At 70.0% G+C, this 26,279-nt stretch carries 23 protein-coding genes; 12 read left to right on the top strand and 11 right to left on the bottom strand.

The window, feature by feature from the left end; all coding sequences use genetic code 11:
- Positions 1-168 precede the first annotated feature (168 nt).
- Positions 169-834, bottom strand: a complete 666-nt coding sequence (locus TY25_RS33510; RefSeq protein ID WP_042262997.1) for a class I SAM-dependent methyltransferase — start codon at positions 832-834, stop codon at positions 169-171.
- Between the two features lie 96 nt (positions 835-930).
- Between TY25_RS33510 and TY25_RS33505 the strand changes: the two genes are divergently transcribed.
- The 8 genes from TY25_RS33505 to TY25_RS33470 all read left to right on the top strand — a co-directional run bounded on the left by TY25_RS33505 (position 931) and on the right by TY25_RS33470 (position 11,465).
- Positions 931-1,719, top strand: coding sequence for a glutamate racemase (locus tag TY25_RS33505; RefSeq protein WP_042262995.1), 789 nt, complete (start codon positions 931-933; stop codon positions 1,717-1,719).
- 61 nt (positions 1,720-1,780) lie between these two features.
- Positions 1,781-2,728 carry a winged helix-turn-helix transcriptional regulator gene (locus TY25_RS33500; RefSeq protein WP_226887411.1) on the top strand — a complete coding sequence of 316 codons (948 nt, stop codon included), beginning with the start codon at positions 1,781-1,783 and terminating at the stop codon, positions 2,726-2,728.
- A gap of 79 nt (positions 2,729-2,807) precedes the next feature.
- On the top strand, positions 2,808-4,268 hold the full coding sequence (locus tag TY25_RS33495; RefSeq protein ID WP_042262992.1) for a carotenoid oxygenase family protein: 1,461 nt from the start codon (positions 2,808-2,810) through the stop codon (positions 4,266-4,268).
- 118 nt (positions 4,269-4,386) lie between these two features.
- On the top strand, positions 4,387-5,379 hold the full coding sequence (locus TY25_RS33490; protein WP_042263123.1) for an LLM class F420-dependent oxidoreductase: 993 nt from the start codon (positions 4,387-4,389) through the stop codon (positions 5,377-5,379).
- Entirely contained in the window at positions 5,372-6,568 is a 1,197-nt protein-coding gene (locus TY25_RS33485; protein ID WP_042262990.1) for a thiolase family protein, read from the top strand. The genes TY25_RS33490 and TY25_RS33485 overlap by 8 nt, the downstream gene beginning before the upstream one ends.
- 10 nt (positions 6,569-6,578) lie before the next feature.
- Positions 6,579-8,318 (top strand): class I adenylate-forming enzyme family protein, encoded by a 1,740-nt coding sequence (locus TY25_RS33480; protein WP_042262988.1) that lies wholly within the window; start codon positions 6,579-6,581, stop codon positions 8,316-8,318.
- A 47-nt stretch (positions 8,319-8,365) separates the two neighbouring features.
- The gene (locus TY25_RS33475) at positions 8,366-9,607 is read left to right on the top strand and encodes an acetyl-CoA acetyltransferase (RefSeq protein ID WP_042262985.1); all 1,242 of its coding nucleotides are present in this window, start codon (positions 8,366-8,368) and stop codon (positions 9,605-9,607) included.
- 256 nt (positions 9,608-9,863) lie between these two features.
- On the top strand, positions 9,864-11,465 hold the full coding sequence (locus TY25_RS33470; protein ID WP_042262983.1) for a hypothetical protein: 1,602 nt from the start codon (positions 9,864-9,866) through the stop codon (positions 11,463-11,465).
- 38 nt (positions 11,466-11,503) lie between these two features.
- On the opposite strand, the gene TY25_RS33465 is transcribed toward TY25_RS33470, so the two are convergent.
- Positions 11,504-12,424, bottom strand: a complete 921-nt coding sequence (locus TY25_RS33465; protein ID WP_042262982.1) for a MerR family transcriptional regulator — start codon at positions 12,422-12,424, stop codon at positions 11,504-11,506.
- An 85-nt stretch (positions 12,425-12,509) separates the two neighbouring features.
- On the opposite strand from TY25_RS33465, the gene TY25_RS33460 reads away from it, so the two are divergent.
- Positions 12,510-13,217 (top strand): maleylpyruvate isomerase family mycothiol-dependent enzyme, encoded by a 708-nt coding sequence (locus TY25_RS33460; protein ID WP_063602782.1) that lies wholly within the window; start codon positions 12,510-12,512, stop codon positions 13,215-13,217.
- Here the strand turns inward: TY25_RS33460 and TY25_RS33455 are convergent.
- The 5 genes from TY25_RS33455 to TY25_RS33435 all read right to left on the bottom strand — a co-directional run bounded on the left by TY25_RS33455 (position 13,169) and on the right by TY25_RS33435 (position 18,621).
- Complete coding sequence (locus TY25_RS33455; RefSeq protein WP_042263119.1) at positions 13,169-14,062, bottom strand: SAM-dependent methyltransferase; 894 nt, start codon at positions 14,060-14,062, stop codon at positions 13,169-13,171. The two genes, TY25_RS33460 and TY25_RS33455, sit on opposite strands and share 49 nt — an antisense overlap.
- A gap of 180 nt (positions 14,063-14,242) precedes the next feature.
- A complete protein-coding gene (locus TY25_RS33450; RefSeq protein ID WP_042262979.1) occupies positions 14,243-15,559 on the bottom strand; it encodes a lipase family protein in 1,317 nt (438 codons plus the stop codon).
- A gap of 236 nt (positions 15,560-15,795) precedes the next feature.
- Positions 15,796-16,680: a 5-oxoprolinase subunit C family protein gene (locus TY25_RS33445; RefSeq protein WP_042262975.1), complete on the bottom strand. Its 885-nt coding sequence runs from the start codon at positions 16,678-16,680 to the stop codon at positions 15,796-15,798.
- Positions 16,677-17,333, bottom strand: a complete 657-nt coding sequence (locus tag TY25_RS33440) for a 5-oxoprolinase subunit B family protein (protein ID WP_042262974.1) — start codon at positions 17,331-17,333, stop codon at positions 16,677-16,679. The genes TY25_RS33445 and TY25_RS33440 overlap by 4 nt, the downstream gene beginning before the upstream one ends.
- A 10-nt stretch (positions 17,334-17,343) precedes the next feature.
- Positions 17,344-18,621, bottom strand: a complete 1,278-nt coding sequence (locus TY25_RS33435) for an MFS transporter (protein ID WP_081869260.1) — start codon at positions 18,619-18,621, stop codon at positions 17,344-17,346.
- A gap of 154 nt (positions 18,622-18,775) precedes the next feature.
- Here TY25_RS33435 and TY25_RS33430 point away from each other — a divergent pair, with 154 nt between their 5' ends.
- Positions 18,776-19,483: a GntR family transcriptional regulator gene (locus TY25_RS33430; RefSeq protein ID WP_042262971.1), complete on the top strand. Its 708-nt coding sequence runs from the start codon at positions 18,776-18,778 to the stop codon at positions 19,481-19,483.
- A 4-nt stretch (positions 19,484-19,487) separates the two neighbouring features.
- On the opposite strand, the gene TY25_RS33425 is transcribed toward TY25_RS33430, so the two are convergent.
- Entirely contained in the window at positions 19,488-20,585 is a 1,098-nt protein-coding gene (locus tag TY25_RS33425) for a LuxR C-terminal-related transcriptional regulator (protein ID WP_042262969.1), read from the bottom strand.
- Positions 20,586-20,672: 87 nt separating this feature from the next.
- On the opposite strand from TY25_RS33425, the gene TY25_RS43305 reads away from it, so the two are divergent.
- The gene (locus TY25_RS43305) at positions 20,673-22,049 is read left to right on the top strand and encodes an FAD-binding oxidoreductase (RefSeq protein WP_042262967.1); all 1,377 of its coding nucleotides are present in this window, start codon (positions 20,673-20,675) and stop codon (positions 22,047-22,049) included.
- 96 nt (positions 22,050-22,145) lie between these two features.
- Here the strand turns inward: TY25_RS43305 and TY25_RS33415 are convergent, their stop codons facing one another.
- Genes TY25_RS33415 through TY25_RS33405 form a run of 3 tightly spaced genes read right to left on the bottom strand, consistent with a single transcriptional unit; the run spans position 22,146 to position 25,071 of the window.
- Positions 22,146-23,003, bottom strand: a complete 858-nt coding sequence (locus TY25_RS33415) for a PaaX family transcriptional regulator (protein WP_042262965.1) — start codon at positions 23,001-23,003, stop codon at positions 22,146-22,148.
- Positions 22,984-24,213 carry a kynureninase gene (locus tag TY25_RS33410; RefSeq protein WP_042262962.1) on the bottom strand — a complete coding sequence of 410 codons (1,230 nt, stop codon included), beginning with the start codon at positions 24,211-24,213 and terminating at the stop codon, positions 22,984-22,986. Before TY25_RS33410 ends, TY25_RS33415 begins: the two co-directional genes overlap by 20 nt.
- 3 nt (positions 24,214-24,216) lie before the next feature.
- Positions 24,217-25,071 (bottom strand): tryptophan 2,3-dioxygenase, encoded by an 855-nt coding sequence (locus TY25_RS33405; protein ID WP_042262961.1) that lies wholly within the window; start codon positions 25,069-25,071, stop codon positions 24,217-24,219.
- 91 nt (positions 25,072-25,162) lie between these two features.
- Between TY25_RS33405 and TY25_RS33400 the strand changes: the two genes are divergently transcribed.
- Positions 25,163-26,242 (top strand): alpha/beta hydrolase family protein, encoded by a 1,080-nt coding sequence (locus TY25_RS33400; RefSeq protein WP_052383368.1) that lies wholly within the window; start codon positions 25,163-25,165, stop codon positions 26,240-26,242.
- Positions 26,243-26,279 lie beyond the last annotated feature (37 nt).

The following is a 26,279-nucleotide window of genomic DNA, read 5'->3' as shown; positions in this document are numbered from 1 at the left end:
TGCCTGTCGCTGTCGCGGGTCGCCCGCCCTGCCTGTCGCTGTCGCGGGTCGCCCGCCCTGCCTGTCGCTGTCGCGGGTCGCCCGCTCCGCCTGTCGTCGCCGCGGGCCGGCCGCCCCACCTGTCGTCGCCGCGGGCCGGCCGCCCCACCTGTCACCGCGGCCGCTGCGTCAGTCGCGTCGGAACACCGCACGCCATCGGACGAAATCCGGCCGCCCGGCGGGCGCCACCTGCTCGACCTTCACCGAGCGCAGGCCGGCACCGGCGAAGGCGTCGATCTCGGCGCGGGTGAGCGGCCAGGGCGGACCGTCCACCACTTCGTCGTCGGCCCGGATTCCGGCGATCACCAGCAGATCACCGCCGGGCGCCACCATCGCCGCGACGTTCGCGGTCGCCGCGGCGCGCACCGACACCGGCATCGACTGCACCGTGATCGATTCGACGACCAGGTCGAACGCGCCCGCCCAGGCCGCGGGCGGCGCCAGCAGGTCGGCCACCGCGTAGTCCACCTGCGATGTCGGAAACCGTTCGCGCGCAGTCTTTATCGCGGTGGCGGAGATGTCGAAGGCGGTGGTCCGGAAACCGAGCCCGGCCAGGTGCTCGGCGTCGCGGCCCAATCCGCAGCCGACCACCAGGGCCCGCATCCCGCCGTCGGCCCGCTCGTGCCGCTCCAGCCAGTCGACCAGCAGCGCGTTCGGGTCCGCCGCGTCCCACGGCACGATCGCGGCGCCGTCCGCGGCCGCGACGTACAGCTGCTCGAACCAGCCCGTCGGGTCGTCCTGCGCCAGCGAGGCCGCGGCGAGCCGTTTCGTATCCACATCACGAGAATCGGTCACCCGGCGAGTCTCTCAGTCGCCCCCGCGCGCCGCACGGTGAGTATCGCCGCACCGGCCGGTCGCGGCGGACGACCCGGAACCGGGCATGATCGGCGCATGACCGCACTGCACAGGCCGATCGCCGTCTTCGACGCCGGGCTCGGCAGCTATTCGGCGGTGGCTCTGCTGCATCAGCGGCTGCCCGACCGCGACATCGTCTACCTCGCCGACCGGGCCAGCTTTCCCTACGGCGCGAAGGACCGCGCGGAGCTGCTCGCGGTGGTCGACCGGGCGGTGCGCTTCCTCGGTAGCTACGACCCGAGCGCAATCCTGCTGGCCTCCAACGCGCCCTCGGTGACCATCCTCGACGAGCTGCGCAGCACGGTGCCGATCTTCGGTGTGCGCCCGCCGGTGCGCGCGGCGCTGGCGGCGGGCGGTGCGGTCGCGGTACTCGGCGTGCGTTCGCTGGTGCAGAGCGCCGAGCTCGCGGAATTCCTTCGCGCGGAAGCGGGTCCGGCATTGTCGCGGGTGCATGCGGTGAACGCGTCGGCACTGGTCGAGTTGGTGGAGAGCGGCGACTTCCTGTTCCGGCGCGAGCACACCGCGACGGTGATCGGCGCGTTCCTGGACGAGTTGCTCGCCGCGCACCCCGGGATCGAGGCGATCACGCTCTCCAGCACGCACCTGCCGTGGTTGCGCGACTACTTCGAGCGCGCACGGCCCGAACTGCGCCTGTTCGATCCGATCGAGGGCGTGGTGGATCGCATCCGCCCGCTCACCACCCCGGGCGCCGGTACCGTGCGCGGCCTGGTCACCGAGAGTGCGCAGTATCCGGCCGAGGAGTTCCGGGCCATGCTCGCGCGTTTGGCGATCGACCTCGAGCTGGAGTCGGTCGTCGTTCCCTGACCCCGGACCACATCAACTACAGTTAACGAAGTGCAACTCGGCGACCGGGAAGGGAATGCAGATGGCTGTGGACCCGAGCGAGGCGGCATCGCCCGCCGTGCATCCCGTCGCTGCCACCTTCGACCTGCTCGGCGACCGCTTGACGCTGACCGTCCTGCGTCACGCCTTCGTCGACCACACCCGCCGTTTCAACCAGTGGATCGAACGCACCGGTGCGGCGCCGGCGGTGCTCACCGCGCGGCTCGGCGCGCTCGTCGACGCCGGTGTGTTCGTGCGCGTGCCACAGCCGGGCGCGCCGGACCGGTTCGACTATCTGCTGACCGACCTCGGCATGGCGACCTGGGAGATCCTGGTCTCGGTGTGGGGCTGGCAGCGCGAATGGACCGCCGCGGGTGCACTGCATCCCGAGTTGGTGCACGACGAGTGCGGGCATCGCGGGCCGCCGGTCTTGCTGTGCCGCGGCTGCGGGCACACGGTGACCGCGCGCGACACCGAGGTGACACTCGGTGACGATGCGCTGTGGCGCTTCACTTCCAGCGGCCGGCGCCGTGGGCGCACGCCGCTGCCGGCCCGGCCGGATATGCGGTTCGACGAGGTGATGGTCGCCATCGGCGACCGGTGGAGTGCCACGGTGACCGGTCTCGCACTCGCCGGTGTGCGGCGGTTCGGCGACTTCCGCGCGGCCATGAACATGTCGCCGACCACCTTGACCGAGCGTTTGTCGCGGCTGTGCGCGGCCGAGATCCTGTACCGATCCGGCGACGGGGCCGGCCGCGTGTACCGGCTGACACCGCGTGGCCGGGCGTTGTTCCCGGTCTTCGCCTTCCTGCTCGCCTGGTCGGAGTCGGCGCATCCCGGCGCGGCCGAACCGGGGCTGCGGATCCGGCATCGCGGGTGCGGTGCGCGGCTGCGTCCCGCGCTGCGCTGCCGCGGCTGCGATGCCACGCTCGCGCGCACCGACGTGCGCTTCGAACCGGTGCCGCAAGCGGTGCTCGACCCGTTCGCGTGAGGTAGGCCCCAGCCGCTCTTGACACCCGACGATGAGACGCGTATCACTTCAATAACTGTAGTGAAGGGATACGCGCCTCATGACGCTGAACGAAGAACTCATCGCCCCGGCGGCGCAGGCGCTGACCAATCCCTATCTGGAGGGGCCGTACGCGCCCACCGCGGACGAGATCACCGCGACCGAGCTCACGGTCTTGCACGGCGAACTCCCGGCCGACCTCGACGGCGTCTACGTGCGCAACGGGCCCAACCCGCAATTCGCGCCGCTCGGCCGCTACCACTGGTTCGACGGCGACGGCATGCTGCACGCCGTGCATTTCGAGCACGGCAGAGCCACCTACCGCAACCGCTACATCCGCACCGGCGAGTTCGAGGCCGAGCGGGCGGCGGGAACGGCGTTGTGGCGGGGCGTGATCGAGCCATGGGACGACAACCCGCCCGGCGATCGCCGCGAACGCAACTCCGCCAACACCGATGTGGTCTTCCATCACGGCAACCTGCTGTCGCTCTGGTACCGCGCCGGCAAACCCTATGCGCTGGACCCGATCAGCCTCGAGACCCGCGGCACCGACACCTTCGGCGGCACGCTGCCCGGTGAGGTCTCCGCACACGCGAAAGTCGATGAGCGCACTGAAGAATTCATCTTCTTCGACTACGGCATCCACGCGCCGTACCTGCGCTACGGCGTCGCCGATCCGTCCGGTGTGGTCACCCACTACACCGGACTGGAGCTGCCGGGCCCACGGCTGCCGCATGACATGGCGATCACCGAAAACTATTCGATCCTCATGGATTTGCCGCTCTACAACGATCCCCGGGCCGCCGCGGCGGGGCGTTTCAAGCTCTTCTTCGATCGCACGCTGCCGAGCCGCTTCGCGGTGCTGCCCCGGCGCGGCGACGGGGCGCGGGCGCGGTGGTTCGAGGCCGCGCCGGGCTACATCTATCACACGGTCAACGCGTGGGAGGAGGGCGAGGAAATCGTTCTGGTGGTCTGCCGGGTGTCGAAGCCGAGTCCCGTCTCCGATCGGGCGAACCCGCTGGCCCAGTTGCTCGCGTACCTGCGTCCCGAGGCGAAACTGCATCGTTACCGGTTCGATCTGCGCACCGGCGCCACCGTCGAAGAGCCGATGGACGACGTCAACACCGAGTTCCCGGCCATCGATCAGGGCCGCACCGGTCAGCGCGGCCGCTGGTCGTATCAGATGCGGCTCTCGGTGGACCGCACCATGCTGTTCGACGCCGTCATCAAGTACGACGTGCGCACCGGCGCCAAGCAGACCCAGCCGTTCGGCGACGGGTTCTTCGGTAGCGAACTCACCGTGGTGCCGCGCGTGGACGCCGTCGACGAGGACGACGCCTGGCTGACGATGTTCGCGTTCAACAGCCATACCCGGCTGTCGGAGGTGTGGATCTACCATGCCGCCGATCTCGCGGCCGGTCCGGTCTGTCGGCTGGGCCTGCCGGTCCGGGTGCCGCTGGGATTTCATGCCACCTGGGTCAGCGGCGAGCGCATGCGTGCGGCCGCCCAGCCGGTCGAGTGAGCGCGGTGAGCGCCGAGGGGCGCGGTCTGCGGCCTGAATCTATTTGTATGCCACTGAATTCGAGGATTCGCTGCTGGGTGATCGGTGCGGCACCGGGCGATACGGGGCAGGTGGCGTGGTGAGCGCGACGGATCGTCCAGCACTGAGTGTGAGCCTGCCGTATTGGCAGGATCGGGATCCGCTGGACGCGCTCGCCGTCGCCGCGGCCGCCGAACGCCTCGGCTTCGACCGGTTGTGGGTCGGGGAGATGGCGACGTTCGACGCGTTCGCGCTGGCCACCGCGATCGGCCTCGCGCCGGGCCGGATGCCGCTGTGTATCGGACCGCTCGCCGTCGACGTGCGCACCCCCGCGACGATCGCCATGGGTGTCGCGAGCGTGGCCGCGCTCACCGGCCGTGCCGTCGACGTCGCCATCGGCAGTTCCAGCACCGTCGTGGTGCGCGGCTGGCACGGCCGGGAAAGACGCGGCACCGCAGCGCATCTGGCGGAGTCGGCGCAGATCCTGCGCGGCCTGCTCACGGGAAAGAAGGTCGACTTCGCCGGCACGGTCGAGCGCACGTCGGGATATCGGCTGCGCCTGGCCGCACCGTCCTCGTCGATCACCGTCGCCGCCTTCGGACCCCGCGCGCTGGCCGCCGCGGCCCGCTCCGCCGACCGGGTGGTGCTGAATCTCGTGACGCCGGAACAGGTCTCGCGCTGTGCCGAATCCGTGCGCGCCGCCGCGCGCCGGGCGGGCCTGCCCGATCCGGCGCTCTCGGTGTGGGTCACCGCCGCCGCGGACCCGTCCGCGGACATCCTCGCCACCGTCCGCCGCGGCGTAGTGGGCTACCTGCGCGCACCCGGCTACGACGCGATGTTCGCCGAAGCGGGTTTCGGCGATCTGGTCCGGCTCGCGCACGCCGGCGCGCACCCCCGTGACGTGTTCGCGGCCGTCCCGGACGAATTACCCGCCGCCGTGGGCATTTTCGGCGACGAGACCGCACTGCGCCACCGTGTCGCCGCCTATCGCGCCGCGGGCGCGGACGAAGTCGTCATCGTTCCCGCCACGTCGGCGGCGGACCTCGCCGCCCAGCACACGCTGGCAACCCTCGCAAGGATCCACCATGCCTGACACACCGTCCGGCGCTTACGTTTACGACGCTGTCCGCCTGCCGCGCGGCCGGGTGCGCAAAGGCGGGGGCACGCTCGCGGAGGTGCCGCCCTGCGAGCTGTTCGGTCAGCTGTTGAGCGCACTCGAAAGCCGTTCGCTGTCACCGGATTCCGTGGACGACATCGTGCTGGGGATCAGCACGGTGATGGGGGAGCAGGGCGGCGACCTCGCGCGTGCGGCGGCGCTGTGGGCGGGCTGGCCGGACCGGGTGCCCGGCGGGGTGGCGTCGCGGCTGTGCTGCTCCGGGCTGGATGCGATCGAGAGCGCCGCGGCGCGCGTTGCCGCGGGGTACGCGGACCTCATCGTCGCAGGTGGTGTCGAATCGATGTCCCGGGTGCCGATGCTGGCGGATCGGCCCGCCATCGCCACCGACGCCGACCTGGGGGAGCGCACGGGCTTCGTGACGATCGGTGTCTCGGCCGATCTCACCGCGGCCACCGCGGGCATCACCCGCGCCGAACTCGACGAGTACGCGGTGTCGTCGCATCAACGAGCAACGGCCGCAACAACTTCCGGGTCGGTGGTGCCGGTACGCAAGGGTGGGACGGTGCTGCTCGCCGCCGACGAGGGCGCGCGGGCCGATGCGAGCACCGCGGCCTTCGCGGCGCTGCCCGCCCTGTTCGGTGCCGATCCGGCGTGGCAGCGGGTGGCGCGCCGCCTGCCCGGCGCACCCCATCCGGCCGACGGCCTGCACACCATCGCGACCGCGCCACAGCTGGCCGACGGCGCGTCCGCGCTGGTCATCGGCAGCAGGCGGGCGGAGCAACGGCTCGGCAGACCGCCGCTCGCCCAGATCGCCGGCAGCGCGCAGACGGCCGTGCGTTCGCCGCTGCTCACCGCGCCGAGCACCGCCGCCCGGCTGGCGCTCGACCGGGCCGGGCTCGCCGCCGCCGATCTCGACGTGCTCGAGATCAACGAATCCTTTGCCGTCACACCCATTCTGCTCACCCGGGAGCTGGGCGTGGATCCGGCGCGGGTCAATCCGGCCGGCGGTGCCCTCGCGGTCGGGCATCCGCTCGGCGCGACGGGCGGCAACCTGATCGTCCAGGCGCTCGACGCGCTCACTCGTACGGGTGGCGAACACGCACTCGTCGCCATTCCCGCCGCACTGGGGCTCGGCTCCGCCCTGGTGCTGCGGCTTCTCCGCTGAAGGAACGCCCATGCCCGAGTCGTCCACCACCGCAACCGATACCGGCGCCGGCACGGACGTGCCCACCTGCCATCCCGCGGACAAGGTCCGCGAGTTTCTAGCCCGGGGTTGGTGGCAGCCGGAAACGCTGCCCGACCTGCTCCGGCAGCGGGTCGAGGCGGCACCGGAGGCGCCGGCGATCTCCGATCCGGCCGATCTCGCGGCGCTGACCGGCGCGTCGCCGCGCACCCTCTCGTGGCGCGCATTGGACGAGCACAGCACCGATCTGGCGGCACTGCTGTACCGCAACGGGATTCGGCAGGGCGACACGGTGGCGGTGCAGCTGCCGAATTCGATCGCGTTGACCGCCACCTATTTCGCGCTGTGGCGGCTCGGCGCGATCGCGACACCGATGCCCGCCTCGTTCCGCCGCCACGAGCTGTCCGGCATCGTCGCCGCCGCCGGCGCCACCGCGGTGATCACGGCGGGGGCGTTGTCCGGCCGCGAACTGGCCGGGGACGCACTGGAAGTGGCGGACACCGTGTTCGCCTTCGGCCCCGGCGTGCCGGACGGGGCGATCCCGCTGGACGCCCCGGTGGCCGCGGCGGACCGCGAACGGCTGCGGTTCTATGTGCGCGGGCTGGCGGTCTCGGTCAACGATCGAGTCACCGTCTGCTGGACCAGTGGCACCGAGGCCGCGCCGAAGGGAGTGCCGCGCTGTCACGGCGACTGGCTCGCCATGGCGTGGGGCGTGCAGGACGGGCTGTGTCTCACCCCGGAATCGGTGCTGCTCAACCCCTTTCCGATGGTCAACATGGCGGGTTTCGCGGCGTCGTTTCTGCCATGGCTGCTCGTCGGCGGGCACCTGGTGCAGCACCAGCCGCTGGACCTGCCCGTGTTCCTCGGCCAGATCGCGCGGCATCGGGTGACGCACACCAGCATGCCGCCCGCGCTGCTGACGATGCTGCTGCACAACGAGACCTTGCGCGCCTCCGCCGATCTCAGCTCGTTGCAACGGGTCGGCTCCGGCGGCGCGCCGTTGCCGCCGAGCGTGGTGCGGGGCTGGCGGGACGAACTCGGCATCGAGGTGCTGAATTTCTTCGGCTCCAACGAGGGCGTCTGCCTGCTGGGCGCGCCCGACGACATCCCCGATCCGCTCACTCGCGCACAGCATCTGCCGCGCTACGGCGCGCCCGGCGTGCGCTGGGCCACCCGGCTCGCGCGGAGCACGACGGTGAAGCTCGTCGATGTCGGCACCGGCGCCGCGGTGACCGCCATCGGCGGCACCGGTGAACTGCGGCTGGCCGGGCCCGCGGTGTTCGGCGGCTACCTGCCCGGTACCGCGACGAGCGAGCCGTTCGACGAGGACGGTTTCCTGTGCAGCGGAGACGTCTTCGAGCTGTGCGGCGTCGACGGCCGGTATCTGCGGTTCGTGGACCGGATCAAGGAGATCATCATCCGCGGCGGAATGAACATCGCGCCCGCCGAGATCGAGGGTCTGCTGGCCGATCATCCGGCCGTCGCCGATGTCGCGGTCGTCGGCTACCCCGACGCGGTACTCGGCGAGAAGTGCTGCGTCTTCGTGGTTCCGGCACCCGGTACCACGGTCACGCTGGCCGATCTGGTCGAGCATCTGCGCGAGCGCGAGGTGGCCTCGTTCAAGCTGCCCGAGCGGCTGGAGCTGGCCGAGGCGCTGCCGCGCAACCCGGTCGGCAAGCTGCTGCGGCGCGAGCTGCGGGAGACGCTGCGGGGCAACGGCGTCGAGACCTGACCGGGTCCCCGCGCCACCCCAGACCCGCACGAGAGACCGGAGTACTCATGTCCACCAGCACCATTCACCTACTCGGCGGCAGCCAGACCGATTTCGCGGTCAACTGGCATCGGTCCGGCCGCGGCTTCGACGCGCTCGTCGCGGCGGTGCTCGCCCCCACCTTCGAGGCCACCGGCGTCGGGCCGGACGAGATCGAGGTGATCCACGTCGGTAATGCCTTCGGGCAGCTGTTCACCGGGCAGGGCCAGCTCGGCGCCATGCCCGCCACCGTCTGTCCCGAGTTGTGGGGTGTACCGGCGAGCAGGCACGAAGCCGCCTGTGCCTCGGGCAGTATGGCGCTGCTGGCCGCGATGGCCGACCTGGCGGCGGGCCGCTACGACTGCGCGCTGGTGCTCGGCGCCGAGCTGGAGAAGACCGTGCCGGGGGAGCAGGCGGCGGGCTACCTGGGGGCGGCGGCCTGGGTGGGCCACGAGGCGCAGGACGCGAAGTTCGTGTGGCCGACCATGTTTGCCGCCCTCGCCGACGAATACGACCGCCGCTACGGCCTCGACGACGCGCATCTGCGCGCGATCAGCGAACTCAACATCACCAACGCCCGCGCCAACCCGGCCGCGCAGACCAGGAACTGGACCTACGCCCGGGACAGCTTCGCCGCCGACGACACGGCGAACCCGCGGGTGGCGGGCCGGTTGCGCCGCCAGGATTGCAGCCAGATGACCGACGGGGCCGCGGCCGTCGTCGTGGTGTCGGACCGATTCCTGGCGCGGCGCACCGATTTACGGTCCGGACGCCGCGCGGTGATCACCGGCTGGGGGCACCGCACGGCCGGGCTGTCGCTGGCGGGGAAGCTGCGGGTCGCGGCGGACGACCCGTATGTCTTCCCGCATGTGCGCACGACCGTCCTGGACGCGCTGGGGCGCGCCGGCTTGCCTGCCATCGACGCCGTGGACGGTGTCGAGGTACACGACTGCTTCGCCATGTCGGAGTACATGGCGATCGATCATCTCGGTATCACGGGGCCTGGGGAGAGCTGGAAAGCGGTGGAAACGGGCGAAATCGGGCGAAACGGCAGGATCGCTGTCAACCCGGGTGGCGGATTGATCGGGGGTGGCCATCCGGTGGGGGCGACCGGGGTGCGTATGGTGCTCGACGCGTACAAGCAGGTGACCGGGCAGGCAGGAGATTATCAAGTGCCGGACGCACGTCGATTCGCCACCCTCAACATCGGCGGGAGCGCCACGACCGCAGCGAGTTTCGTGGTCGAAGCCGCGACGCGCCCGAACGAGTGAGGCATTGCCCGGCCGCGTCCGCGCGGCCCAGAAACCCCGTAGCGAACATCGGGCGTTTCGGCGCGTCGTGCCCGCGACACGGTCATCGTGAACCGTTCAGTCTGGTATGCGCACCGGCGAAAACCGTGTCGCGGCACGCCGCATTCACCCGGCAAATCGACACTTTTCGCTGGCAACGGTGCGTCGTCCGGAAATGCGATGTAGCCTTCTCCCGCGTGATCACTTGTCTGCCATCGAATCTCCTCCTGGAGCCTAAATGACCATCCAGCATCCCATCGAGGACGAGGTCACGCAGCTGGCGAAGCGGGTCGAAAAGGCTCGTGGCCGGCTGGCATACCAATTCGATCCCGCGTTGACCGAAGCGCTGTCCGAGGACGAGCTGCAGGCGGAACGCGAGCTGGCCGAGCGGATTCGCGGCCAGGATCGTGGTCAGCGCTGGAAAGAGGCTCAGGCCGCCGCGTCGGCGGCCGACCGCGCCAGGCAGACCACCGAAGCCATCGAAAAGGCCGACATGCGAGATCTCCTGATGGCCCGCAAGGCCATTGCGTCACAGCGCCGTGAGTCGAGCCCGCATGCCAAACTGGCCTCGCTGTACCGGCATCGGTCCTGGTCGCTGCGCGCCCTGGCGGGCGTCGTCGGCGCGGGCATGCTGTGGTCGGCAGTGAACGTGCAGCAGAACATCGCGCCCGGCGGGGCCGACGATCCGCTGTTCTGGTTCAGCTATCTGCTGGAGGCGATGATCAGCGTCTGCTTGATCATCATCATGATCGGCACCAACAAGGTGGCCGAATGGGGCATCGTCGACAACCGCAAGCAGGTCGTCGCCGCCGAGGTCGCGCTGCTGTCGCTGACCGTCACCCTGAACACCTACCCGTACGTGCGCGCGGAGCAGTGGTACGACGCCGCCGTGCATGCCGTCGCGCCCGTGATGATCGGTGTGGCACTGCTGATTCACGACGCGGCCAGCGCCCGCTACGGTCTCGCGATCCACCGGGCCACCGAGCAGGTCCGCGATCTGCCGGATCCGGCCGAGCAGATCCGGCGCACGCTGCCGCCGATCGCCAGCTACCGGATGGACCGCCGGACCTCGGACGTGATGGCGGCGAGCGCGATCGCCGAACTCACCGTGGAGCCGGAGCCGGATCCGCTGGCGGAGTTGGGCGCCGGCCCGAGTACCGCCGTCGTCGATCCGGAGATCGATGTCGTGGTGCAGGACGACGACGCCGTCACCGAGAAGAAGCCCGCCGTGTCGGGCTCGGCGTTCCGCGGCGCGACCGCGTTCGAGGCGACCTCGACCTACGAGAAGCTCGCCGCGCTGGACAAGCTCGTCGAGGCCGACAGCGCCACCGCGTTCTCGGCCACGGCCGAGAACGGTCGCACCGCAGGCGATCCCGAGCTCCGCACGGTGCCGAACGGCACCGAGGTCACGGCTACGGTGTCGGCCAGGAACGGTAAGTCCGCCGAGCTGCCCGCCGCGAAGAGCAAGCCCGCCGCGGCGAGCACCGAGAAGCGTACGGCCGAGACCAAGCCGGCATCGGCGAGCCCGGCCGCCAAGAACGGCGCCGTCAAGCCCGCCGCACCGGAGGTGACCCCGGCCAAGCCGGCCACCCCGGTGACGAAGCCGGCCGCCGCGGCACAGTCGGCCGCCGCGACGACGGCGGCGATCAAGCGTCAGGACACCGAAAAGTCCGGCGGGGCAGCCGATGCCAAGGATGCGCTGCCGACCCCGGAGATCCACGACACCGGCCAGTTCCGCATCGCCGAGATCCTCGAGCAGGAACTCGCCGAGCTGCAGGCGGCACGTCGCCGGGCCCGCACCAACCGCAAGACCTCGCCCGCCGCGGGACGCGATCGCTGAGCGCGTCCCACCGAACCCGGATCGTCCGGCCCGCTCAGTTACTCGGTGCGCACCGAGCAGCGCAGCGCGTCGAACATCCAGTGGTGGATCGCACCGATCGTGGCGGTGACGCCCGTGACCTGCGCGGTGAGCCGCCAGTAGCGCTGTAACCGGGGATCCGGGTCAGTCGCGCCGACGAGCAGTTCCCGGCGGAAGCGCGGTGTGTCTCGGCGCCCGCGGGCAGCGGCGTGCGCGGCCACGTACTGGTCGAGCACGGTTCCCGCGCGCGGCTGTTCGGCCGCGGCGACGAGCGGTGCCGCCGCTTCGCAAGCCTGCGCCACCGCCGTCACCAGCTGTCGCCGATCGCCGACGTTCGCTCGGCTGGATCGCCAGATCTGGTGTGCCATCGCGGTTTTGACGTGCGCGTCGGTCGCGAGTGCGCTGAGTTCGGCGTACGCGAGCACGTGTCCCGGCTCCGGGTCTCTCGGTAGCGGCGCGTGCATATCGATGAACGAATCGAACAGTCCGCCGGGCAGGGTACCGAGGATGGGACGCCACAGCGCGACCAGCGTATCGAGCACGGTGTCCCGATCATGTGCTGCCGCAAGCAGAGCCACGCGCTCGGTGTGTTCGCCGGCAGACGCGTGCTCGATGGCGAGCAAGGCCGCCCGGCGCCAGCGCAACGCGTCGAGCTCGGCCTCGACGGCCGCCCGCTCCACCGCGGCCGCCGCGCCGAGGGACTCGGCGCCGCCGAGCACCCGCACGATCGTGGGCAGCGGCACGTCGAGCGCCCGCAGCCTGCGCACCAGCAGCAATTGGTCGATCGCGGCGGGCAGGTCGAAGATCCGGTGGCCGGCCCCGGTCCGGCGGTAGTCGAGAACGCCGCTGTCGCAATAGAACCGGATGGTGCGCACGGAAACGCCGGTCCGCTCGGCCAATTCGCCGATGCCGGCCACCCGGGTGGATGTGTCCTCGGTCACAGCAGCTTGCACCTCCACTCGGCTGGAGTTCCTAAGGTAGTGCAACCACGAGCGAGAGGGCCTACCGATGCCACCCACCGGATCCATGACCACCGAGGACATTTGGCGGGCGACCGCCGCCGAACGGGCCGCACTCGCGGACCTGCTGACGGGACTCACCGAGGAGCAATGGGAGCACCAGTCCCTGTGCTCGCAGTGGCGGGTCCGCGACGTGGTCGCGCACGTCGTGCAGACCACCCGCGCACATCTCGGCTGGATTCTGGTGAACCTGATCCGGGCCCGGGGCAATGCCGACCGGGCGCTGTGTGAGGTCGCGATCCGGCACGCGGACCGGGTCGGGACGCGGGAGTTGCTCGCGGAACTGCGCGCGAGTGTGCCCGCGCGGTTCGTCCCGATCAGCACCGTGCCCGCCGACCGGCTGCTGGACGTGCTGGTGCACGCCCAGGACGTCGCCGTACCGCTGGGCATCGAGCACCCGATGCCCGCGGCGGCGGCAAAGGTTGCGCTGCAACGGGTCTGGGCGACGGCAGGCCGGTTCGGGATCGCCGAGCGGTTGGCGGGCGTGCGGCTGGTCGCCACCGACGTCGAGTGGGCGGCGGGTGCAGGAGCGCAGGTGCACGGCACCGCGGGCGCGCTGCTGCTGCTCGCCACCGGCCGCCCCGCGGCCGGGCTGCTCGCGGGGCCGGGGCCGCAGTGCTGGCCGACCGGCGATGAATCGACCGCCCGCGCGCAGCCGGTGACTACTCAGGCGGGTTTGCGGGCGCTCAGGTATCGGATGCCGTCCATCATCTGACTGAACGGTTCCGGCAGCACCGGAGCGTCCCGGTGGTAGAGGTCGGCCAGCTGCTCGGGCCGCAGTGCGCTGGTGGTCCAACCCTGTGCGGTGAGCCAGCTTTCGGCGTCGGCGCGGTCGTCGGTGTAGAAGAGCGCGCCGAAGTCGATCTTGTCGTAGACGGTGTCGCGCAGGTGCTCGGCTTGGTAGGCGGTGACCTGCTGGAGATCGACCGCACTGTCGAAGGTGTCGGTGGCCAGGCTGCTGCCCGGTGCGGACAGGTGATCGATGCGGCTGAACAGGGCGTCCTGCGCCGCGCCCGGCAGGTAGGGGAGCAGTCCCTCGGCCGACCAGACGGTGGGGACGGCCGGATCGAACCCGGCCGCCAGGAGTGCGGCGGGCCAATCGTCGCGGAGATCGACGGCGACTTCCCGGCGCTCCGCGCGGGGGACGGCACCGGCCGCGGTGAGCACCTGGCGTTTGAAGTCGAGCACCTGCGGCTGGTCGATCTCGAAGACGGTCGAACCCTGCGGCCAGTCCAGCCGGTAGGCGCGCGCGTCGAGCCCCGCGGCCAGGATCACCGCCTGCCGGACTCCCGCCTGTCCGGCGGACAGGAACAGGTCGTCGAAGAACTTGCTGCGTAAGCCGAGGTACCCGTCCATCAGCGGCGTGCCCTGCCATCGCTGCGGGTCCCGGACCAGCGCGATCGTGTTCGGGTCGCCGGCCGCCTCGACGAACAGCGCGGCGAATTCGTCGTGGATCAGGGCGTCGGGTCGTCCGGTCTCGATCGCGCGGGCGGCCGCGACCTGTAGCGCGGTCATCCCCACGCTGCTGACGATGTCCCAGGTATCACCTTCGGTACGCATGTTGCTCTCCTCGAAGTCCTCGAATGACCGGTGCGACAAGCACTTCGGACGTATCCATCCGACGAATTCGCTTGTCGGCGTGGCAATTACATTGCTGTCTACAGGGCCGAGCGGAAACGAGTCGATCATACGACTGACTGGGACGGTCGTGCTAGAGCTGTGCTGCGGGAAACCAGGGGGTCAGCAGGTGGTCGGGCCGGGATCGGCGCCCGCGACGACCGCGGTGAGCCAGAGCAGCGAGGGTTCGTAGCCGATGAGTTCGGCCGAAATGTGTTCCGAGGCGGGAACTCTGAAGAAGCGCAGGTTGGCGCCCGCGGCGCAGTAGCGCTGCACGACCGGTTCGATCGACGGGATCGGGATGATCGGATCGGTGGTGGAGTGCCAGATGGCGATCGGCACATCCGGTGTGTCCCCGTAGCCGAGGCTGTCGCGATGCAGCACCGACTGGACATCCGGGTCGAGGAAGGCTTGCGGGTCCTTCAGATAGTTCTTCAGCGGTCGCCACGCTCCGGTGGCCGCGGCGGTGTAGAGGCAGCGATGCGAGATGTCGTTGGCGACGGTCAGGCCGTCGGGGGTGAGGAACTTTTCCAGCGGCAGCTCGTCCGGGAATTCCCTGGACAGTCCGATGATCCAGATCCAGCCGACGAAATCGGACTGCCCCGCGATGCCGGGGCCCGCGTCCATGGCGAACTGCGTCATCGCGTGCTTGTCGCCGGGCACACCACCCTGGGCGCTGCCTTTGACCGGCAGTTCCGGGGCGTAGCTGCGATGCAGCTCGGCCGCCCAGGCCGTGGCGCTGCCACCGCCGGAGTAACCCCACAGCCCCACCGGCGCGTCCGCCAGTCCGAGCCCGGCCCGGCGGACTGCACGGGCGCCGTCGAGCACCATCCGGCCTTCGCTCGGCGCGAGCGTGGTGCTGGTCTTGCCGTTGAAGTCGGGCACCGACACGGCCATGCCTTCGGCGAGGAACTGCAGCAGCAGCTGGGTTTCCTTCATGGTGCCCGCGCGCAGCGTGTGCGAGGGATTGCAGGCCGGATCGAGTCCGTCGATCGCCTCCTGGTAGGAGATGACCGGTCGCGGCGTGGGCCCGAGCCAGGGGATGCCCGGGATCAGCACGGTGGTCGCCGTGGTGATCGGCCGATCGTGGCTGTCGGTGCTGCGGTAGAGGATCTGTTCGGTGTGCACCGGCGGCCACGGCACGCCGAGCAGATAGCTCGTCACCACGCGCTTGCGGATGACGTCGCCGTTCGCGTAGGCGCCGAGATCGGCGGGATCGTCATACCACCGATCGTCGCCCGGCATGGGCACCGGGATGAACCGGTAGATATCGGTTTCGCTGGGCAGCGGCGGGAATTGGTTCTCGTCCGGCCGGCTCGGCCAGGTGGGCGCCGGATCTCCGGGCGCATCCGGTGCGGCGGTCGCCGTCCCGGTCACGGCGAGCGCGGCAGCGAGGGTGAGACCGAGGGCGAAGGTCGCGGAACGAAAGCAGGGCAGCATTGCGTCTTCCTCATGGGCTTTGATGGGCACCTGAGCCAGGGACCGCGCGCGGCGGCCGCCAACCGGGACCCAGGGGAGTGCCCGACCGACCGAACGAGCACTCATTCCACCCGACCTGTGATCTGGGTGTCACTACGCACTCGCTCAGTATTTGCCCACTTCGCCCTGTGCACTGTGCATATATGTGACCGTAAATGCACGGATATTGCCCGAGGGTCCGAGCAGGCCGGCGAGTCTCAGGGCGCGACGAGCCGGAACCGCAGCTGCTGGCCCGGCCGCAACTGGGCCAGCAGGTCCACATCGGCGCTGACGACCGTGCCGACGACCGGATAGCCGCCGGTGATCGGGTGGTCGGCGAGGAAGACGACGGGTTCGCCGCTCGGCTGTACCTGGATGGCGCCGAGCGCCATGCCCTCGGTGGGCAGTTCCTTGTCGTCGATCCGGGTCAGCGGGGGATGCTCGCCCACCCGGGTCAGGCGCACGCCGACGCGATCGGCGCGGTCGGTCATCGCCCAGGTGCCGGTGCACAGCGCCCGTGGATCGGTGAACCAGTCGTCGCGCGGACCCAGCAGCACGCGGACTTCGACGGTCGCGGTGTCGGGCGAAGGCACCGGTGCCACAGCGACATTCGGCCACGGGTAGGTCCGCGCCGAGCCCACCGCGAGCTCGGTCCCGCCCGTCAGTGCCGCCGGCCCGAGCCCGGCCAGTGTGTCCGTGCTGCACGAGCCGAGCACCGGTTCGGCCGCGATGCCGCCGCGCACTGCGACGTAGGTGCGCAGACCCGCCGTGGCCGTGCCGAGCTTCAACTGCTGACCGGCCGCCAGCGCGAGCACGGCGGCGCGCGCCTGCGGTACGCCGTCCACGGTGATCGGCGCGTCGGCGCCGGTGACCGCCAGCAGGACCGGCGCGAGGGTCGTCAATTCCAGTCCGCCGAGCAGAGTTTCGATGCCCGCCGCCTGCTCGGGGTTACCGACCAGCCGATTGGCCAGCTGCAGCGCACCGCGGTCGGCCGCACCGGATACGCCGACGCCGATGGCGAACCAGCCGGGCCGGCCCAGATCCTGGATGGTGCTCAATGCCCCGGCGGCGTCGACCCGTAACGCGGCATGTCCCGCACTCACGCGGCGGCCTCCTCGGTGAAACGGACTCGGGTGCCCGGACGTAACAGGGACGGTTCGGTCCGGGTGAGGTCCCACAGGCGAAAGTCGGTGGTGCCGATGATCTGCCAGCCGCCGGGTGAGCGCCGCGGATAGACGGCGCTGTACCCGTCGGCCAATGCTACCGAGCCCGCGGGCACCGAGGTGCGGGACTCGGCCCGCCGCGGCACCGCGAGCCCGGTGTCCGTGCTTTCCAGATAACCGAAACCCGGCGCGAATCCCACGAAGGCGCAACGCCATTGCGCCTTCGTATGGCCCTCGACGACCCCGCGGGTGTCGGTGCCGAGCAGTGCCGCGACGGCGGCCAGGTCCGGTCCGTCGTAGCGGACCGGGATGATGATCGCGGCGGGCACCGGCGCCTCGGACGCCGCTCGCTCGGGGGATTGCGCGCGCCGGAACAGTTGGCGCAGGTTGTTTTCCACGGCCCGGCCGTCCGCGCTGTCGGTCATGGTGACCAGCACCGTCTGCGCCGCGGGCAGCACATCGCGTACCCCGTCGGGCAATTCGCACCGCAACAGGTCGACGAAGGCGACGAGGTCGGCGTGGTCCTCGGGGGCGACCAGTAGCGAACGGTCACCCGCGGGCAGTATCCGCAGCGGCACGGTGGTCACCGACATCCTTTCTCGCTCAGGCCAGTTCGCGGCCACGGGTCTCCGGCAGGCCGAACAGTGCCAGCACGGCGATCAGGTAGCCGAGCGCGCCGAACATCATCGCGCCGGTCAGGCCGAACGCGGTGGACGCCAGAAACCCGACGGCCGTGGGGAAGATCGCGCCGACGCCGCGCCCGAAGTTGTAGGTGAAGCCCTGCCCGGTGCCGCGTGACGCGGTCGGATACAGCTCGGACAGGAACGACCCGAAGCTGGAGAAGATGGCCGCGGTGCAGAAGCCGAGTGGGAAGCCCAGGATCAGCACCAGGGTGTTCGCCCCCTCGGGGACCTGGATGTAGGCGATCATGAAGGCCAGTGACAGCACGGCGAACAACTGGATCGTGCGTTTGCGCCCGAGCCGGTCGGCGAGGATGCCGCCGGTGACGTAGCCGAGGAACGCACCGCCGATCAGCAGGAACAGATAACCGCCCGTGCCAACGACATTCAGGTGCCTGCTCTTCTTCAGGTAGGTCGGCAGCCAGGTCGCGAGGGTGTAGTAGCCGCCCTGCACGCCGGTGGCCAGCAGCGAGGCGAACAGGGTGGTCCGCAGCAGGTCGCGCCGGAAGATCGCGAAGAACGATCCGGCCTGCTTGCCCGCCGATTCGCGGCGCTGGGTCACGGCTTCGGAATCGGTCAGATTGCGCCGCACCCAGACGATCAGCAGCGCGGGCAGTGCGCCGGTCCAGAACAGCACCCGCCAGGCCAGATTCTCGTCGACGAAGTGGAAGACCAAGGTGTAGACGAGCACCGCCAGACCCCAGCCCACGGCCCACGCGCTCTGCACATAGGCCACCGCCCGCCCCCGGTATTTGGACTGGGCGTACTCGGCGACCAGGATCGCGCCGGCCGCCCATTCACCGCCGAAGCCGAGGCCCTGGAACGCCCGGAACACCAGCAACGTCTCGAAATTCGGTGCGAAACCGCACAATACGGTGAACAGGGTGTAGGTCGCGACGGTCAACTGCAGTGTTCGTACCCGCCCGATCTTGTCGGCCAGCACGCCCGCCAGCGCGCCGCCGAGCGCGGACACCAGCAGCGTCACGGTGGTGAGCAGCCCGGCCTTGCCGGAGCTGATGGCGAAGTACGACGTGATCGCGCCGAGCGCCAGCGGCAGCACCTGGAAGTCGTAGGCGTCCAAGCCATATCCGCCGAACGCGCCGAGGAAGGCGCGTTTGCCCTTGGCGCTCATGGTGCGGAACCAGTCGAACGGCTGCGAGGTCCCGGCGGAGTCCGCCGGAATGTCGGTGGAAAGGGTCATGCTGCCTCACAAATCTCTAGCTCAAGAGAGCGACCTACGTCACAGCAGAGTACGGATCGTTGAACGATTCTGCAATCCTAAAGTCGGATCGTCGGCTGGCGGTGCGATCTGAGCTATGCTCGAACGGCAAAGCCACAGGTCCGCGGAGGTTTGGATGACGACACCGGTAGATCGGCCCGATCCCGTCTACACGGCCCTTTCCGAACACAAAGGTCTGCTGACCCGGTCCAGCCGCAGCTCACAGACCGCCGATATCGTCCGCGCGAGCATCCTGGACGGCTCACTGCGGCCCGGTTCCCGCCTTTCCGAGCCCGATATCTGTGCCGCGCTCGGTGTTTCGCGCAATACTCTGCGCGAGGCCTTCCGCTCGCTGATCGAAGAGCGGCTGGTGACCCACGAACTCAACCGCGGCGCCTTCGTCCGGGTGCCCACCTCCGACGATGTCGCCGAGCTGTACCAGTGCCGGCGCATCGTCGAGTGCGCGGCGATCCGCGGATTCGACCGCGCGGCAACCGAATCCGACGAGCTCGCGGCCGCGCTCGCGCGCGCCGACGCCTGCGCCGCGGAACAGGATTGGACTGGGGTCGGCACCGCGGACATCGATTTCCACAAGGCGATCGCCGCGCTCAATCGCAGCAAGCGCCTCGACCAGATGATGTCGAGCGTGTGGAACGAACTGCGCCTGGTCTTCCACGTGATGGCCGATCCGCTCACCTTCCACGAGCCCTATCTGGCGCGTAATCACGAGATCCACCGCGCGCTGCTCGACGGTCGTGGTGCGGTGGCCGAACAGATGCTGGCCGACTATCTCACCGACGCCGAAACGCATATCCGGTCCGCCTACACGCGCGTGGTCGCCTGAGCGGTCAGCGCAGATACCATCCGGTGCTGCCGACCGGTATCTCCTGCTCCATGCGCGGAACATGCTGGTCGAAGAACAGTTTCGCGGTCAGTTCGGCCCGGCTGCGCACCGCGAGCTTGCCGAAGATCCGTTTGACGTGATCGTCGACGGTGTGCGCGGACAACGCGAGCAGTTTGGCGATCTCGGTCCGCGCATAGCCGCGGGCGAGCAGCCCGACCACGTCCCGCTCGCGCGGGGTGAGCCGGTAGGTGTCGGCGACCAGTGCCGCGATCTCCACCGGGCGGGTGGCCTCGATGATCACCGAGAGTTGGTCGGCGGCACCCGGTAGCCGCTCCGCGTGCAAGGTCATCCAGCGCCCGCTCCTGGCCCGGGTCCTGGCCCGCGCCGGGCCGGGGCGAGACCACGCTTGATGCGCCAATGTCATGACGCAGAACGGAATCTCGCGGTCCGGGTCGACGCCGTCGTCGATCTGCGCCAGCCAGTGCGCGGCCGCCGCGGTCATGGTGACCGGATGCAGGTCGGGCGTCAACAGCAACAGCCCCGGCCCGGTGACCGCGTCCTCGGTGGCGATCTCGGTGAGCACCATCTCGCGGCGGATGGCGTCGGCCACCGAAGTGGTGGCCGCGTCGGCGAGTTCGGCGTCGGCCGTGGCGAAGTCCGGGACGTCCGCGCCGCGGAACAGCACCAGCGCACCCCACACGTTGCCCTTGTCGCCGAAGAGGATGCGCATCTCGCGGGTCATCCCGCTCGGCACCAGGATCTCCCGGTAGTGCCTGCTGCGCTCGGGGTGCCCGTCGGTGGCCGCGCTCAAGGTCATCGCCCGGTGCGGGCCCCTGGCCAGGATCGGCAACGCCAGCGCGTCCTGACCGCCCGCCTCGATCTCGAGCATCGCATCCATGTACTCGAGCGGGAGTCCGTTGCGATGGCAGCCGCCGGTCGGCAGCACCGAACCGGGGTCGACGGTCAGCACGCACCACGCGTCGAAGGGCACAGCCTCGCGCAATACCGCGGTCACGGCGCGCTCCAGTTCGACCGCGCCGGACACGGTCCGGCAGACGCGGTCGACGCCCGCGGTCACCCAGTCCAGGGATTTCTCCGGCATGGTCTCAGTATCGTCCGGGGTGCGGCCGTGCCGAACCCCCGGAATCGGGGATGGTCGCGCCCGGCCCGGCTGGCGAGGCTTTCTCGTATGACCAGCTACGCCGCCGGGCTGTCCGGCTTCACCGGCACTCTCATCCGGCCCGACGACCCGGACTATCACGCCGCGCGCCGGCTCTGGAACGGCGCCATCGATCGATACCCGGCCGTCATCGCGCGCTGCCGGAGCGCGGCCGACGTCGCGCTGGCGGTGCAGTTCGGGCGCAGGCACGAACTGGCCATCGCGGTGCGCGGCGGCGGGCACAGCTTTTCCGGGCTGTCCACGTGCGAGGGCGGGCTGGTTATCGACCTGAGTGCGATGCGCGCAGTCGAGATCGATCCGCGTGCCCGAGTCGCCCGCGTCGAACCCGGCGTGCGCTGGCAACAGCTGGACGCGGCGGCCGAGGCGGTCGGGCTGGCGGTGCCCGGCGGCGAGGTCTCACACACCGGCGTCGCCGGGCTGACCCTCGGCGGCGGAATCGGCTGGCTGTCCCGTCGTTACGGTCTCAGCTGCGACAACCTGATCGCCGCTCAGCTCGTCACGGCGGATGGCGAGATCGTGGAGGTGACCGCGGAAACTCACCCGGAACTGTTGTGGGGGCTGCGCGGTGGCGGGGGGAACTTCGGGGTCGTCACGCGGTTCACGATGCGGCTGCATCCGATCCCGGTGCCGATGTTCGCCGGGGCGGTGCTGTATCCGCTGGCGGCGGAACCGCTTTCGGTGTTCCTGGACGTGGCCCGGACCGCCCCGCCCGAACTCGGATTGAACGCCGCGCTGATCACCGCGCCGTCCGCGCCGTTCGTACCGCCGCAGTTCCACGGCAAACCGGCAGTGGCGCTGGCGGCCTGCCACACCGGCGATTTCGCTGCCGCACAGGAGCTGGTCCGGCCGCTGCGCACGGCGGGCACACCGCTCGCCGACCTGTTCGGGCCGATGCCCTACACCGCGCTGCAAACCATGGTGGACGACGCCGCCGCACCGGGACGCTGTGCCTACGGTCGCTCGGAATGGCTGGGCCCGTTGGATGATACGGCGGTCGACTGCTTGGTCGCGGCAGCCGAACACAGCACTTCGCCGATGTCGCAGCTGCTGGTGCGCATCGCGGGTGGCGCGATCGCGGACACGCCCGCTGAGTCCGCCGCCTTCCGCTTCCGCACCGCCACCGCGCTGCTCACCGTCGCCGCCGTCTGGCCGGACGCGACCGACGACAGTGCGGCCCATCGCCATTGGACCCGGGCGACCTGGGCGGCGATGCACCCGTGGTCGGCGGGCGGCGGGTACGTCAACCATCTGGGCAACGAAGGCGAGCATCGCATCCGGGAGGCCTACGGTGAACCCGCGTGGCAGCGACTGGTGCGGCTCAAGCGCGCGGTCGACCCGGACAACGTGTTCCATCTCAACCAGAACATCCCGCCCGGGAACCGTTGAGGCGCAATGGCCGCCGCGTGGGGTGCCAAAGCGCTGGGTGCTCTCGACAAACTGGGTGGTCTGGACAGCCGGGGCGGCCCGCCGCGGCGCGCAGCCTCAGGACACCATCGATTTGACCCAGCGCCGGCTCGGCGCCAGGCACCGGCGCTGCGCGTCGGCGAAGAGCCGGACTGCAGCCGGGCCCGGCCACTGCGCGGGCAGCATCCGCTGCGGCAGACCGGGATCGAGATAGGGGATCACGCGCCATTCGTCGAGCGCGGGCACGAACCGTTCGAAGGCGTCCCGGTCGCCGAGCTCCGCCGGGTCGAGCAGACCGCGATGCCGGGCGAGGAAAGCGCGGTACCGCGCGGCGAGGGCGGGCAGATCCCACCACTGCGCCGCCACCGCTGCCAGTGGGCCGGGCACCGAAAGATCCACCGCGCGAAAGGTGGTCACGTACGCGTCGAGCCCGAGCGCGCGCACGATGGCGGTGACCTCGTCGGCCAGATACTCCGGGCAGATCCACAGCCCGGGCGAGACGGTGCCGCAACCGATCGAGGTCAGCCGCCGCCGCAGCTGGTGCCGGGCGGCGCGCTCGGCTTCCGGAATACCGAACGAGATCAGATGCCACGCATCGGTATCGGCCATCTGCCGGAAGCCGAAGATGCGCGGATCGCCGCGCAGGTACATCGCCTCGGCGGCCGCGGTGACGCGGTAACCGCTACGCCCGCCGCGGGATTCGGCCGCCAGCACGCCCTTGCTCTTGAGGCGGGCGACCGCCGTCCTGGTGCTCGGCTCCGGCACGCCGAGCCGGGTGAGCAGCGCGCCGAAATCGGCGATCGCGATCCAGCCGCCGAGATCACGGACGTAGGCGCCGAGCACCGTCCGGGCGAGCGAGGTGGCGCTGCCCGGCCGCGAGTCGATGTCGTCGAGGACGGCACCGGCGGTCGCGGGATCAGGGTGCGGTGAGTTCATCGCGAATCGCCGACACTCCGGCGAGCACTTCGGCGAAGGTGGTGCTGAGTGGGCTCAGCCCGATCCGGATACCGTGCGGCGGACGGAAATCGGGAAGGACACCGCGCTCCCAGAGTCGTGCCGTGACTTCCTGGAAACGGGGGTGATCGATCGTCACGTGGCTGCCGCGGCGGGCCGGATCTGCTGGTGAGGACACCGTTACACCCAACGGCACCAGCCACGCGTGCGCAAGGTCGAGCGCGAAATCGGTGAGTGCCAGCGATTTCGCGCGCACTGCGGGCATGCCGGCCGCCTCGATCAGGTCGAGCATGTCCTGGATCGGCAGCATGCCGATGATCGCGGGCGTCCCGCTGATCAACCGCCGGATACCGGGTGCGGGCCGGTAGCCCTGCGCCATCGCGAAGGGGTTTTCGCGGCCCATCCAACCCCAGATGGGCTGGCGGAAGTCAGCGAGATGCGTGCTGTGGACATAGCCGAACGCCGGTGCGCCGGGGCCGCCGTTGAGGTACTTGTAGGTGCAGCCGACGGCGAAATCGATACCCCACGAGTCGAGTTCGAGCGGTACCGCGCCCACCGAGTGGCACAGGTCGAGCAGCAGCAGTGCACCCGCGTCGTGGGTGACGGCCGTGATCGCGGGCGCGTCCAGCAGATAGCCGGATCGATAGGCGACGTGACTGAGCACGACCAGTGCGGTGCGTTCGGAAACGACCTGTGCCAGTTCGCCGGCGGTGACCCCGCCGATGAATTCCGGTTCTATCCAGCGCAGTCGCAGTCCGAGATCGGCCGCGATCGATTCGAGCAGGTACCGATCGGTGGGGAAGTTGTCGCGGTCGAGCACGATCTCGGTGCGGCCGGGCCGCAGTGCGAGCGCGCCCCGGGCCAGCTTGTAGAGCAGCACGGTGGTGGAATCGCCGATGGTGGTCTGCCCGGCGGCCGCGCCCAGCACCGTGGCGCCGATCCGATCGCCGATCGTCAACGGCAGCTCGTACCACTGTTCGTCCCAGCCCCGGATGAGTCTGCCGCCCCACGCCTCGGTGACGAACTCGGCGAGGCGGTCGGCGCTCGCCCTCGTCGGCCTGCCCAGCGAGTTGCCGTCGAGGTAGGCGACGATCTCGGGATCGTCGCTGCCGAGGAAGCGGCCCGGGTAGTCGCGCAGCGGGTCGGCTTCGTCGAGGGCTTTCGCGCGCGTGGCGAAGTCGTCGGTCGTCATGGCTCAGCCTCCGAGCTCGGTACGAACGGCGAACAGTTCCGGGAAGAAGGTGAGGTCGAGCGCGCGCTGCAGGAAGCCGACGCCGCTGGAACCGCCGGTGCCGCGTTTGGTGCCGATGGTGCGCAGCACGGTGCGCATGTGCCGGAACCGCCAGAGCTGGAAGTTCTCCTCGAGATCGACCAGTTCCTCGAACGTCTCATAGATCGACCAGTGCTGCTGTGGGGCTTGATAAATGGATTTCACCAGCGGAATGAGTTCGGGGTCGAGCACGTAGGCCTTCGTCACGTCCCGGTCCAGCGTCGAGCGCGGCACGTCCAGCCCGCTGCGCGCGACATGGCGCCAGAACGAATCGTAGAGGCTCGGTTCGTGCAGCAGGGTGTCCAATTCTTTGTGCGCCACCGGATCTGCCTCGAAGACGCGCAGCATGGACGCGTTCTTGTTGCCGAGAATGAACTCGATTGCCCGGTACTGATAGGACTGAAAGCCCGACGAGTTGCCGAGCACGCCACGGAACTGGGCGTATTCGGTGGGCGTCAGGGTGGCCAGCACGGACCACTGCTCGGTCAGCGTCTTCTGGATATGTTTCACCCGCGCAATGCATTTGAGCGCGACACCGGTGTCGTCGGCGTCGAACGCGGCCCGGGCGGCCCTGGTCTCGTGCAGCACGAGTTTGAGCCACAGCTCGGTGGTCTGGTGCTGGATGATGAACAGCAATTCGTCGTGATGTTCGGGCCTGCTCACCGGATGCTGCGCGCTGAGCAGGGTGGGCAGATCGAGATATCCGCCGTAGCTCATGCGGGAGCTGAAGTCGGTGACGATGTCGTGTTCGAGTGCCCGGGTGTTGTGCTCGACGGTCATGCGAAATCCCCACTGATCGGGTACTACCTGGTGCCGCCAGGGTATGACATTATCGTGACGTTCGCTAGATCGATGTCATGGGAGGCGCGTGATGAGCGACCTGCGGATCGTCTTCGGGCCCGATGCGGTCACGCACTGGGCGACCGCCGTCGAACTGCTCGCCGCGGCCTGCGCTGCCTACGACGTCACGGCGGTGCCGGTGCGCACCGGCGACCAGGTCGAGTTCGCCGCGGCCTGTCGTGCCGCCGCCCCGGACGAAGAGCTCGTGGTGGTACCGGGCGCGGCCGCGCTGCCGGGGGATGTGCAGCGGCGGATGATCCGGGTGGACTTCGAGCGATGTGCCGCCGACCGGTCCGCCGGTGTGCGCACGCATATTCGCGGTCGAGGTTTGGCCGGTCTCCGGTATGCCGTAGCCGACTGGTATTTCCACCGGTGCCATCCCGCGACGATGCTGACCTACGGCACGCATCCGTATCAGCGGGTGTACCTGCGGACACCGGCGGGCCCCGGCCCGTTCCCGGTGGCCGTGCTGCTCCATGGCGGGTACTGGAAGCCGTGGTGGGACAGCGACCTCATGCATGCCATGGCGGTCGATCTCACCGCCCGCGGCTGCGCGACGTGGAACGTCGAATATCGTCGACCGGCCGAATCGAGCTGGGCCGCAATCGTTGCCGACGTGGCCGACGCCTTCGCGGCGCTCGCGCCGGCGGCCGAGGCGCATCGGCTCGACCTCGACCGGATCGCCGTGCTCGGCCATTCGGCGGGCGCCCAGCTGGCATTGCGCCTGGCCGCCGACGCGCGGGCCACCGACTTGCGGCCCGCCGTCGCGGTGAGTCTCGCGGGCGTGCTCGACCTGCGTACGGCGGATCGCCGCGAACTCGGCGACGGGGCGGTGTCGCTCGCGCTCGGCCACCGCTACTCGCCGGACTCGGCCGTCTACCGCTCGGCCGCACCGATCGAACGATTGCCGCTCGGTATACCGCAACTGATCGTCTGCGGCCTCGATGACGAACCCGATCTGCTGGAGTTCAGCAGGAACTACGCGGATCTGGCTCGTAGGAAACAGGATTCGGTGGAGCTGCTCGAGCTGCCCGCCGATCACTTCGCCGTGATCGATCCGGGCAGCGCGATCTGGCGGCGCACGGCGCAGTGGTTGATGCACACTCTCTGAGTCCTCGGGGTGAAATCCTCGGCCCCGAAAACTATGG

This window comes from Nocardia brasiliensis NBRC 14402 (assembly GCF_000308475.2).
Classification (GTDB): Bacteria; Actinomycetota; Actinomycetes; order Mycobacteriales; family Mycobacteriaceae; genus Nocardia; species Nocardia brasiliensis.
This window is presented reverse-complemented; position numbering and strand designations above follow the sequence as displayed.